The 11,735-nt window shown below is 71.8% G+C and carries 10 protein-coding genes; 5 read left to right on the top strand and 5 right to left on the bottom strand.

Annotation, left to right across the window (positions count from 1 at the left end; all coding sequences use genetic code 11):
• Window positions 1-2,919: AfsR/SARP family transcriptional regulator (locus CCN56_RS14360; RefSeq protein WP_086827026.1), on the bottom strand; the 2,919-nt coding region annotated here is incomplete at its 3' end.
• Between the two features lie 215 nt (window positions 2,920-3,134).
• Here CCN56_RS14360 and CCN56_RS14355 point away from each other — a divergent pair.
• Window positions 3,135-3,533: a nuclear transport factor 2 family protein gene (locus CCN56_RS14355; protein ID WP_086827024.1), complete on the top strand. Its 399-nt coding sequence runs from the start codon at window positions 3,135-3,137 to the stop codon at window positions 3,531-3,533.
• Between the two features lie 45 nt (window positions 3,534-3,578).
• Here CCN56_RS14355 and CCN56_RS14350 read toward each other — a convergent pair whose 3' ends face one another.
• The 4 genes from CCN56_RS14350 to CCN56_RS14335 form a co-directional block, all read right to left on the bottom strand.
• Window positions 3,579-5,087, bottom strand: coding sequence for a right-handed parallel beta-helix repeat-containing protein (locus CCN56_RS14350; RefSeq protein ID WP_086827022.1), 1,509 nt, complete (start codon window positions 5,085-5,087; stop codon window positions 3,579-3,581).
• 147 nt (window positions 5,088-5,234) lie between these two features.
• On the bottom strand, window positions 5,235-5,801 hold the full coding sequence (locus CCN56_RS14345) for a GNAT family N-acetyltransferase (protein WP_086827020.1): 567 nt from the start codon (window positions 5,799-5,801) through the stop codon (window positions 5,235-5,237).
• 133 nt (window positions 5,802-5,934) lie between these two features.
• The gene (locus CCN56_RS14340) at window positions 5,935-6,342 is read right to left on the bottom strand and encodes a hypothetical protein (RefSeq protein WP_143664520.1); all 408 of its coding nucleotides are present in this window, start codon (window positions 6,340-6,342) and stop codon (window positions 5,935-5,937) included.
• A gap of 170 nt (window positions 6,343-6,512) precedes the next feature.
• The gene (locus CCN56_RS14335) at window positions 6,513-7,910 is read right to left on the bottom strand and encodes an APC family permease (RefSeq protein ID WP_041127527.1); all 1,398 of its coding nucleotides are present in this window, start codon (window positions 7,908-7,910) and stop codon (window positions 6,513-6,515) included.
• 564 nt (window positions 7,911-8,474) lie between these two features.
• On the opposite strand from CCN56_RS14335, the gene CCN56_RS14330 reads away from it, so the two are divergent.
• From CCN56_RS14330 to CCN56_RS14315, 4 genes are all read left to right on the top strand, one after another.
• Complete coding sequence (locus CCN56_RS14330; RefSeq protein ID WP_086827017.1) at window positions 8,475-9,131, top strand: hypothetical protein; 657 nt, start codon at window positions 8,475-8,477, stop codon at window positions 9,129-9,131.
• Window positions 9,132-9,231: 100 nt separating this feature from the next.
• A complete protein-coding gene (locus tag CCN56_RS43875) occupies window positions 9,232-10,572 on the top strand; it encodes a serine/threonine-protein kinase (RefSeq protein ID WP_373412854.1) in 1,341 nt (446 codons plus the stop codon).
• A 133-nt stretch (window positions 10,573-10,705) separates the two neighbouring features.
• A complete protein-coding gene (locus tag CCN56_RS14320) occupies window positions 10,706-11,224 on the top strand; it encodes a MarR family winged helix-turn-helix transcriptional regulator (RefSeq protein ID WP_086827015.1) in 519 nt (172 codons plus the stop codon).
• Window positions 11,221-11,667 carry a MarR family winged helix-turn-helix transcriptional regulator gene (locus CCN56_RS14315; RefSeq protein ID WP_086827013.1) on the top strand — a complete coding sequence of 149 codons (447 nt, stop codon included), beginning with the start codon at window positions 11,221-11,223 and terminating at the stop codon, window positions 11,665-11,667. Before CCN56_RS14320 ends, CCN56_RS14315 begins: the two co-directional genes overlap by 4 nt.
• Window positions 11,668-11,735: the final 68 nt, after the last annotated feature.

The raw sequence follows: 11,735 nt of genomic DNA, 5'->3' as shown, positions 1-11,735 counted from the left end.
CGTGTCGAGGAGACGGGCGAGGTCCAGGCGCGCCAGCGCGCCACCGCTGAAATCCATGACGCCCTCCCGCGCGGTCACCGCGCGGTCGAAGAAGTCCCGGGCCCGGTCGGGACGGCCCATGATGACGAAGGCGTGCCCCAGGTCGTGGAGCAGATGGCCCTCTCCGATGACGTCGCCGGAGTCCCGGCAGAGTTCGAGCACTTCCGTGAAGGTCAGGACCGCCAGGTCGCTCCGGCCCTGTTCGAGCAGCAGTTGTCCGACGCGCCGCAGTGTTCTCGCGCGGCCGCCGGTGTAGCCGACCCCTTCGTAGATGTCGAGCGCCTCGTCCAACTGGCGCTGTGCCGCCGCGATCTCGCCCTGCCGCATCCGGATGTGCGCGCTCTGGGTGAGGACGATCGCGCGGCCCACGACGTCGCCCGCCCGGTCGAAGTCGGCCAGGGACCTCCGGTACAGCTCGAGGGCCGAGGTGTCGTCGCCGCTGCTGCGGGCGATGAGGGCCATGTCGCGCCGGCACAGTGCCTCGCCCATCGGCTCGTCGAGCGCCTGGAAGACGTCGAGTGCCGAGTTCAGGGCCTGCCGGGCGGTGTCGAACTGGTTGCGGCTCATGTAGAGCGATCCGAGCGAGGCGCGTACGGCGGCGGTGCCGCGCAGGTTGCCCGCCTTGCGGACGGCGGCCAGGGCGCTCAGATGGGTCTGCTCCCACAGGTCGTAGTGGCCGCGCACCTCGAACAGGGTGACGAGCGAGGTCGCGAGGTCCCAGCTGAGGTCGTGGAGGCCCGCCTCGGCGGTGTGCTCGACCATCCCGCACAGGGAGGCCTGTTCCGCGTCGAGCCAGGCCAGCGGGTCGGCGAGGACCTCGTCCGTGTACGAGTCCGGGGGTTCCCAGCGGGGCGCGTCGCCGTGCAGGACGGTGAAGTCCCCGCCGTACACCTTCCGGTGGGCCTGCTGGGCCAGGTGCATCCAGCCGCCCGCCATCCGGGCGAGCGCCTCCTGCCGTCCCTCGGGCGTGTGGTGGGCCGCCAGCTGTTCCCGCGCGTACACGCGGATGATCTCGTGGAAGCGGTACCGGAAACCGCCGGTGCGCTCCACTCCGGCGACGTCCAGCATCTGCACGTCGACCAGCGGTTCCATCAGGTCCGAGGGGAAGGGGCGGCGGTCGTCGAGCAGGGCGCCCGCCAGCCAGCTCGGCAGGGTCGGTGCCTGCGCCATGCTCAGGAGGCGAAGGAGACGGCGGTCCTCCGGTGCCAGGCCCTCGTACGTCAGGGACAGGCTGGCGCGCATCGTCATCTCGCCGTGCGTGAGTTCGTCGAGCCGGTGCCGCTCGTTGGCGAGGCGCTGCACCATGGACGCCAGGGTCCAGTGCGGGCGGGCGGCGAGCCGGGCGGCGACGATCCGCAGGGCGAGCGGGAGCCGTCCGACCGTGCGGACGAGGGCCTCCGCGGCCGCGGCCTCGCCGGCGACCCGCTCGCGTCCGATGATCCGCGAGAGCAGTTCGAGGGCGCGGTCCTCGGCGAGCACGTCGAGTTCCACGCGGTGGGCGCCGGGCAGGGCGGTGAGGCGGGCGCGGCCGGTGACGAGGACGGCGCAGCCGCGGCTGCCGGGCAGCAGCGGCAGCACCTGGCCCTCGCCGGCTGCGTCGTCGAGGACGACCAGGACGCGGCGGGAGGCGAGTCGGGTGCGGTACATCTCGGCCCGCTCGTCCAGGGATTCCGGGATGAGCTGGCCGGGGATGCCGAGGGCGCGCAGGAACCGTCCGAGGACCTCCTCGGGGGTGGCCGGGGTGCCGGTGGTCCCGCGCAGGTCGCAGTAGAGCTGGCCGTCGGGGAAGCCTGTCTCGGAGAGCATGTGGGCGACGTGCACGGCGAGGGTCGACTTGCCGGTGCCGGGCTTTCCGGTGATCGCGGCGAGTCCCACGGTGGTGCGGCCGGGTCGTCCGGTCAGCGCCTCTTCGAGGGCGGCGAGCCGGTCGGCGTCGGACACGAAGTCGGCGACGGCGGCGGGGAGCTGGTGCGGCACGGCGTCCTGCCGAACCGATTCTGCGGACGGCGCGGTGGTCGTCTCGGTGTCCTCCGCGGACTCCACGGCCGCGGGCTGCGCCGGCTCCTCGGGGGACGCCTTCTCCCCCGGTGCGCGTACGGCTACGGGCACCGGGCCGGATCCGGTGGGCGCGGGGAGCCGGCCGGCGAGGATCGCCGATTCGAGTTCCCTGAGCTCCCGGCTGGGTTCGAGGCCGAGTTCCTCGGCGAGGAACCGTCGTGCGGTGCGGAAGGCCTCCAGGGCCTCGGCCTGCCGTCCGGACCAGTACAGGGCCTGGATCAGCTGGCCGCGCAGCTTCTCCCGCAGGGGGTGTTCGTGGGTGAGCCTCTGCAGTTCGCCCACGAGCCCGTCGTACCGTCCGAGTTCGAGTTCGAGCTGGATGCGGAGTTCGACGGCGGTCAGGCGTTCCTCGTTGAGCTGGCGTGCCTTGTTGGCGAGCGGGCCGCTGTCGAGGCCGGACAGGCAGTCGCCCTGCCACAGCGTCACGGCGTCCCTCAACAGCTGTACGGACCGGTCGAGTTCCCCTTTCTCGCGCAGTCGGCGGGCCCGTAAGACGAGGTCGGTGAAGAGCGCGGCGTCCACGTTCGCCGCGTCGGTGTGCAGGACGTATCCCGGGGGGCGGGTCGTGATCGATACCTCGCCGTCCGCTCCGGCGAGGAGCTTCCGCAGCCGCGACACGCAGATCTGCACCTGGGTGCGGGCGGTCTCCGGCGGGTTGTCCTCCCAGATGAGGTCCACCAGGTGGTTGGTGCTGACCACCCGGTTCACCTCCAGGAGCAGCGCCGCGAGGATCACCTCCTGGCGCCCGGGCGGAAGCCGCAGCGGTCCGTCGGGGCCGTGGACCTGCAACGGTCCCAGGACCCGGAAGGCAAGGGGCGACATGTCCGGGAGTTCCTGGGATCTGTCCCCGATGTCGTCCGTCACCGATTCCCCCACCAAAGAAACGAGTTGACACGTCAGGTCCGAGTGAGGACAGTCTCCACAACCACCCCCGCCCTGTCCATGCCGTGAAGATCCCGGTCGGAGATAGAGGGGGGATAACGCGGAGTTGGCGGCTCCCCCCAGAATCCTGGCCGAGAGTGAAAGGGGCTCAGCCGTTGAACCGCCAAGATGACACGAGCACCGGGCTGCCGGGACCGGCCGACCTGGTCACCGCCGCAGGAATCGACCACGTCCGCCTGGTCTACGACTACCTCGACGCCGGTGACCTGGACTCGTGCGCCTCCCTGCTGCACGACGGCGTGGTCCTCGAACTGCCGGGTCTGCCCCCGTTCCACGGGCGCCCGGCGGTCCTGCACACCCACTTCGGGCACTCCGTGCCGAGGACCCGCTACGAGATCGACCGGGTCGTGGGCCAGGACCGCAGCGTGGTCGCCACGGGGCGCCGCGTGGTCCCGGGCACCGACGGGCAGGACCTGCGCTTCGTGGACGTCTTCACGATCGCCGACGACGGCATGGTCCTCTCCTGCACCCGGTACTACCACGTGGCGCCGTGAGCGCGGCCCGAGGACGGACCCCACCCGCCCTCGGCGCCGGGACCCTTACAGACCGGGTCCGTTGTACGCGCCGCGGTGCGGCTTCGTGGTGGCGCTCACCGGGTTCGCCCAGTAGTCGCGACCGCCGTTGCCGCTGATCACGGAGCCGTTGTTCAGGGCGGGTGACGTGGCGCGCAGCTTGTAGCCGTCGACGGAATGGATCGTGTCGCCGCCGGTGCCGGGGTTCACGAACCGCGGGTCGCCGACGATGCCGTTGGCGGTGGGCCGGGGCACGCCCTGGAAGACGTTCCACAGCCAGGAGATCCCGGCGCCGGTGGGCAGCCGGGAGTCGGTGGTCCCCACCCAGATGTTGTTCTCGACGACGCTCTCGTCGGGGAGCGTGATGCTGAACTTCTTGTCCGTGCAGTAGAGGACGTTGTTGTACATGTGCAGGGCGGAGCGGCCGGCGCTGACGCTGCTCATGCGGCAGTCGTTCTCGGAGATGTTGTAGCGGATGACCTGCTGGGCGGCGCCGATGGTGCCGCAGCCGTCGCAGTCGAGGAAGAAGCCGCCGATGTTGTCGCGGCTGAAGTTGTACTGGATCGTGCAGGTGCCGGTGTTGCCCCAGTCGCAGTCGAAGGCCTGGCTGTCGGCGACGGACATCCGCGTGATGCCGTACACGGCGTTCTTCTGGATGGTCGGGTTGTGGTCGCCGAGCACCCAGACGCCGGCGAAGTTTCCGCCGGAGAAGGGGTAGACGCCGTTGCCGACGCCGGAGGCGTTGTTGTACTGGATCATGGGGGCTTCGGCGTAGCTGGCGATGATGCCGTCGCCGCCGACGTCCTTGACGATGTTGTTCTCGATGAGGACTCCGGTGCCCTTGGCGGTCATGGCGCCGACGCGGATCTTGAGGCCGCCGCCGCCCGTGTTGCTGATCCGGTTGTCGTGGACGTGGACGTCGTTGAGGGTCGAGCCGGTGCCGCTCGCGCCGGTGACGATGCCGGCGGACTGGACGTAGTCCTCGGTGGTCGGGCTGTTCTTGTTCGTCTGGCCGGCGACCCGGTCGATGACGAGGTCACCTATGTCGAAGCCGCTGTGGGCGGTTCCGTCGGTGGCGGAGATCCGCAGGCCGGTGCGGCGGGCGAGGGCGGCGGCGGGGTTGGTGATCTGGAGGTTGCCGATCCGCCAGTGGTCCTGGTTGGTGAGGGAGACGGCGTCGGGGGCGCCGCCGCCGTCGATCACGGGCAGGGCGCCGGTGCCGTAGCCGGTGAGGACGATGGGCGCGGCGGCGGTGCCGCTGCCCTGCGGGGCGAGGGCGCCGGTGCACACGGTGCCGGCGGCGAAGGCGAGCGTGTCGCCGGGTCCGTACGTCTTCCCGTTGGCCTGTCCGATGCTGTTGAACGGCGCCGCCTGGCTGCCGTCCCCGGCGGCCGCCCGCGAACAGTCCACGTAGGTGACGCTTCCCGCGGCCGCGGCGGGCGCGCCGGTGAGGACGGCGGTTCCGCCGAACGCGAGGACGGCGGCGAGGAGCCCACGGCCCCTCACCTTCCGTGCGGGCAAAGCTCTGTCGGTCATGACGCAACAACCTTTCTGGCGGTCGGGTGCGGCCAGAAGCTAGGTGCGACCGGTGATCGAGTCAATGCAATCCTGTCGATTGATCGAATTTCGATCGACTGACGGTTGATTGGTCGATCCCCGGCACGTGCGTCCCCGCGGGCGGTGTCAGGCGGTTGCGCGCCGTACGTGCAGATGGCCGTCGAGCGGATAGGCGGGCGGAGTCGACGGCAGGATGCGCTCGAACGCGTAGCCGCTCTTCTCGGCGACGCGGCAGGACGCCGGGTTGTCGACCTGGTGCAGGAGTGCGAGGGCCTCCAGGCCGTCGGCCCGGAAGGCGTCGAAGGCCCAGGCGGTCAGGCCCTCCAGCGCCCGTGGGGCCACGCCTCGTCCGCGAGCGTGCGCTGCCGTCCAGTAGCCGACCTCGGCGGAGGGCTTGCCGGGTGCGACTTCCTTGAGCACGACGTTGCCCACCAACCGGGGCGGCGCCGCGTCAGGGGCCGCTTCGAGGACGGCGAAGCCGAACCGGTCGCCCGCCGCCCATCCCCGCTCCTGAGCCCGTACCCACCGCAGCGCGTCGTCCTCGCCCTCCACGGGAGAGGCGGTCGAACGCCGCAGACCGGGGTCCTCGTACGCCTCGACGAGCGCGGTGACGTCTTCCACGTGCCAGGGGCGAAGGACGAGGGCGGGAGCGGTCGGCGTCGCGGCGACCTTCAAGGTGACGGGAGCGTTCATCGCCGGAGTATAGGCAGAGGCGCTTCACCCCGAAGCGCCTTCGAGGCGGTCCGTTCACGAGGGGGCGGCGCCCCGAGGCCGGCGGGGCGACGAAGGCCTCGGGGGTATTCGGCGTGGTCGGCGGCCCGTGGGGTCAGAACCCGGCCACCGCCGGTACGAGGCGGTGGCGGCAGGCGTCCAGGGCGGCGTCGAGATGGGCGGCGAGGCCCGGGTCGGGGGCCAGGACGGAGAGGCGGTGCATGGTCAGCATCGCGTCCCAGGCCGAGGTCCCGGCCAGGGGCGACGGGCTCCAGGCGGCGTCTTCGAGGTGGGTCCAGAGGTGGGCCCCGAAGCCCAGGTGAATCGTTCCTGCCCGGGATTCCTCCTCTTCGAGGGCTCGGCGCGCCGCCGTCAGGAAGGTCACGGCGCGTTCGGGCCCCAGCGCCGAGACGACGGCCCGGAGGTGGGAGGCGGTCAGGGACGTGACCTCGGCCCAGTCGGCCGCATCACCGAATCGCTCGCACAGACGTACGTTCAACAGGTGTTCCATGTCAGTGGTCATGCATGCACAGATACGTTTCCGCTGCCCACGGGGCCCGTCACGACACGCGGGACGCACCGACCGACCCCCGTACGGAGTGATCGCCGTACGGGGCGGCCCCGTCCGGAGCACGCCCGAGGGCCGGGGCGCAAGAAGCGCCCCGGCCCTCGGGTCGGACGGTTTCGGCAGGGTCAGAGCTGCTCGTCCTCCGGGATGCTGACCAGCCAGCGGGTCTCCTTGCGCGGCCGCAGGTACAGCGCCCAGTAGAGGGTGGCCACCGCCGTGATGCCGCCGGTCCACAGCAGGTACTCGACGTCCTGCATGTACAGGATGTACGCCATGACGCCGATGAGCACCACCGGGACGGCCGGCCACAGCGGCATGCGCCACGCCCCGACCTCGCGGTGCGCGCCCCGGCGGCTGAACAGCGCCGCCACGGCGACCAGGAGGTACATGCCGGTCACGGAGACGCCGGTCACGCCGTAGAGGGTGTCCAGGTTGACGAAGCACAGGGCCGCGCCCGGCACGCCCACGACCAGGGTGGCCACCCACGGGGAGCCGAAGCGGCCCAGGCGGGACAGGGCGTTGTTGACGGGCTCCGGCCAGGCCTTGTCACGGGCGGAGGCGAACAGCACGCGGGAGTTCTGGATGACCATGACGATGCCGGCGTTGATGATCGCGAGGGCGACGCAGAGGCTGATGAAGGTGCCGACGGCCGAGTTGGACCAGGCCGCGATCATGCCGCTGATGTCACCGCCGGTGAGGGTCTCCAGGTCGCCGGCGCCGAGGGTGATGGCGACGACGGGGACCAGGATGACGGCGGTCGAGATGGCGAGGGTGGCGAGCACGGTGCGGGCCACGTTCTTGCGCGGGTTCTCCAGCTCTTCGGAGAGGTAGACGGCCGTCGAGAAGCCCTGGGTGATGAAGAGGGCGATGGCGAGGCCGGAGACGACCATGGCGCCGGTGACGAGCGAGTGCGAGCCGCCCTCGGCCGCGACCTGGCCATGGAGGAGGGAGCCGACGCCGCGCTCGGAGTGGGCGAAGCCGAGGATCGCGACGATTCCGGCCGCGATCACCTCGAGGACGAGGAAGATGCCGGTGATCCAGGCGTTGGCGCGCAGGTCGAGGAGGCCCGCGAGGGTCGCGAGGAGCATGACGCCGGCGCCGGCGATCGGGGCGGGGATGTGCACCAGGGGGGCGAGGTAGTCGGCGGTCCCCATGGCGATCACCGGTGGCACGATCATCACCACCAGCAGGGACAGGACGAAGACCAGCCAGCCGGCCAGGCGGCCCGAGAGGGTGGAGACGATGGCGTACTCGCCGCCCGCGCTGGGGATCAGGGTGCCCAGCTCGGAGTAACAGAACGCCACGCCGATACAGAGCAGCGAGCCGATGGCGATGGTGAGAGCGGCGTACGTGCCGACTCCGTCGAAGAGGTCGGGTACGACCACGAAGAGGGTGGAGGCGGGCGTCACGCACGAGAGCGTGAGCAATGTACCGCCCACGACACCGATGGAACGCTTGAGTTTCTGCGGCACGGGTTCGGTCTGGGGGGCCAACGCGTGCGGCGCGCTGAGGGTGTCGGTCATCAGGCGGTTCCGATCGATGCGAGCGGTGGTTCTGAACGGGAGCGGTATCGCCTCCGAGGCGGCTGGTGATCAGGTGGTTCCATGGGCTCCCGGGCTGAATGGAAGCGCGAGCAGAACCGCAGGTCAATGGCCCCTCTCCTGCGGAATCCGTTGTTCCGACACGCCCGGGCGGGACCTCGGGGCGCCAAGAACGCGTCAAGAGAACGGAAACGCTCCGTACGGGAACCGCAGCCCGCCGAGCAGGACTTTTCCCGCGCTTTACCGCCGCTCCACATTCCGGAACGCCGGACGACCCCGGAACGCCGGACGACCCCGTAACGCCGGACGACCCCGTAATGCCGGACGACCCCGTCGGACCCCGGACGGATCGCCGAGATACGGGGCATCCCGGACGTCCCCGCACAGCCGCGCCGGCCCGGCACCCTCCGGGCCCGGCCAGAGCCCGGGCCCGGCGGCTCGTGCCCAGCTCAGAAGTGGCTCAAGTCCCTTGTCCGGCAAGTCCCCTCGAAGGCAGGGTCGACTTCGCCATCGACCAATGGCACGAAGTCTCAGGGGGACACGAGCATGAAGATCACGAAGATCGGCCTCTCCGCGTGCGCCGTCGCCGCGCTGCTCTCCGGCACGGTCGCCTGTACGTCCGAGAGCGGCGGGACGGCGGCACTGCCCACGCAGGCGATCAGGACGGCCTGCGCGAACGGCACGTACACGTGGTTCAACGTCGACACGCGGGACGTGCTGACCAGCGTCGCCGCCAAGCAGAAGCTGGGCAGGAAGGGCGGCGCGGTGACGAACGAGCAGATGCCGCTCCACACTCCGACGACCGCCGTCACCTTCGAGAAGGGCCCGAGGGTCGACGCGGAGGCCGTGCTCCGCTCCCTCGGCGCCCACATCGGGGACACGGAAGCCGCCGAGGGTGACGTCTACGCCTTCGCCGACGTCCACCGGCCCGCGCCGAAGCCCGCCTCGAACCGCACCGTCGTCGAGGGCCCCGGGACCATCGTGGAATACGCCTTCGTACGACAGGTCACCGCCGACTTCCAGTACACCTGCGGCAAGGGCGAGCGGGCCGCGGGCCGTGCGATCGGCTGGACCATCGACGGTTCGGGCGTCCTGGAGTGCTCCACCTCGATCGAGAACGCGAAGGCGGGGGACGCGGGCGCGGAGGCCGCCCGCCTGTCCTGCGGTCCGGACTCCCCCGCGGCCAGGACGAAGAAGGCCTAGGCCCTCCCTTCCGGATCAGGGTCGGACAGGCCCTGGCGGACGTACGAGGGGCCCGCGTGCGAGCACTTCGTGAAGCCGGACACGAACGCCCTCCTCGCCGGTGACCTGTGGGGCCGTCGAGGGAGGGGGCCACGACGGAGCGACTCCGCGCGGACGATCCGCGGGAGGCCGGGCCGTACGCGCTCGTCGCGCGGCTCGGCGCGGGCGGCATGGGGGCGGTGTACCTGGGGCGGTCGTCCGGGGGCCGGACGGTGGTCGTGAAGATGGTGCGGCCGGACCTGGCCCTCGACGGCGCCTTCCGGGACCGGTTCCGGCACGAGGTCGCGGCGGCGCGGCGGGTGTCGGGGGCCTTCACGGCGCCGGTCGTGGACGCGGATCCGGATGCCCGGACGCCGTGGATGGCGACCGCGTTCGTCGTGGGCGTCTCGCTGCACCGCGCGGTCGGGACGCACGCCCGCTGCCGGAGGACGCGTTACGGATGCTCACGGCCGGCCTCGCCGAGACCCTGGTGGGGATCCATTCGGCGCGGGTGATCCACCGGGACCTGAAACCGGCGAACGTGCTGCTCGCCCTGGACGGGCCGCACCTCATCGACTTCGGCATCGCACGGGCCACGGACGCGACGGCGCTCACGGCCACCGGGATGATCCTCGGCACGCCCGCGTACATGTCGCCCGAGCAGGCCTTCGGGCAGCCGCTCACCCCGGCGAGCGACGTGTTCTCGCTCGGTTCGACCCTCGTGTTCGCCGCGCGCGGCGCGGGCCCCTTCGACGGCGACGGCGACGGGCAGCCGCAGGACGTCCTGCGGCGCGTCGCCCACGAGGAGCCGGACCTGTCGGCGGTCCCCGAAGGACTGCGGCTCCTGGTCGCCGCGTGTCTGGCGAAGGCCCCGGGCGACCGGCCCTCCCCGCGCCAGGTCGTCGACTTCGTCCGGAAGGCCGGTACCCCCCGGACGTCTGAGGTGTGGCTGCCGCCCGCGCTGATCGCCGCGATCGAGCGGGCGGCGGCGGTCATGGCGCCCTCGGTGCCCGCGGCGGCCGTGCCGCCGGCGGCACCGGCGCCTCCCCTGCCGCCCGTACCGCCCTCCGCACCGCCGTACGCACCGCCGGGCCCGGCGGACCCGGGCCGGCGCCGGCTGCTGACCCTCGGTCTCTCGGGCGGGGCCGTGGCGCTCGCGGGCGGCGGCACCGGGTTCGGTGCGGCTGGGGCGGGACGACCCGTCGAAGCCGAAGCCCACGACCGCCGCCAAGGCTCCCGCCCCCGCCCGCACCGACCCGGCGCGCCCGCTGGGCGACGGGTTCACGGCGAAGGCCCTGTGGACGAAGCCCGTCTCCGAGCCCCTGGTCCAGATCCTGGGCGAGGACGGGACGGTCGTCGCGTTCAGCGCGAAGCACGTCTGGGCCTTCGACCGGGCGGGCGGGCGGCGGCCAGGTGTACGTGATGGGCATGGGCGGCCTGGTGGCCCTGGGCGCGAAGGGCCGGTAGCCGGCGGCTCGGGCCCGGCGGCCATCGACCTCAGGGCCCGAGCCGGAAAATAGTAGCCATGTACACAGTAGCCATGTACGGTATCTCTCATGAGTTCGGAAACCGAGAGCGCCACGGCGGGATTCCTGGTCTGGCGCCTGTCGATGAAGTGGCGGGTGGCCGTCGACCGGGCGGTCGCACCGCTGGGCCTGACCCATGCCCAGTACGCGCTGATGGGGTCCCTGTACGGCATGGCGCGCTCCGGGCGCCAACCGAGCCAGCGGCAGCTGGCCGACCACAGCGGGCTCGAAGCGCTGTACGTCTCCAAGCTCGCCCGCGCGCTGGAGGCGTCCGGACTCGTCGCCCGCACCCGGGACCCGGACGACCCGCGCGCCATGCGCCTTTCGCTCACCGAGCAGGGGCGCGACGTCACCGGCCGCGCCATCACGGTGGTCCAGGGCCTCCTGGACCAGATGCTGGAGCCGCTCGGGGGACAGAAGAGCCCGCGCGCACGGCAGTTCACCCGCGAGCTCGCGGTCCTGCTCGAAGCGCCTCTTGACCCGCACACCGAGAACACCGGGAACACCGGGAACACCGGGAACACCGGGAACACCGAGGAGCAGTCATGACCACCACCGCACCCATCCTCAACGGTCGCGTCGTCGCCCTGGCGCACTACGCCCCCCGCGCCCTCCTGGAGCGGGTGCTGACCCGCCACGGAATCACCTTCGAGCAGAGCGTCGCGCTCCGGGCCGTCTCGGTCGCGGGCGACTCCGTCGATCGGGACGAGCTCGTCACCGACGTCATCGGCTCGCTCAAGACCGACGAGTCCGTCGTGCACGGCGTGATCGACGAGCTGACGGCCTCGAAGCTCGTGGAGCAGGTGCCGGCACACGCCTCCCGGCTGCGCCTGACGGACGCCGGACGGGAGCTGCACGAGACCACCACCGCCGAGAGCCTCGGGATCGCAGCCCGGCTGTACGAGGGCATTCCGGCCGAGGACCTCGCGGTCGCCGGCCGCGTGCTGACCCTCATCACGGAACGCGCGAACGCCGAGCTGGCGGGGGCTTGAGGCCCGGCGGAGCCTGAGGCCCTGCGGGGCCGGAGTCGCGGCCTCCCGGTCCCCGGCCTCCGCCCCGG

The organism is Streptomyces sp. NRRL B-24572 (assembly GCF_002156145.1).
Classification (GTDB): domain Bacteria; phylum Actinomycetota; class Actinomycetes; order Streptomycetales; family Streptomycetaceae; genus Streptomyces; species Streptomyces vietnamensis.
Note: the sequence above shows the minus strand (reverse complement) of the source record. Positions and strands in the feature narration are given on the sequence as shown.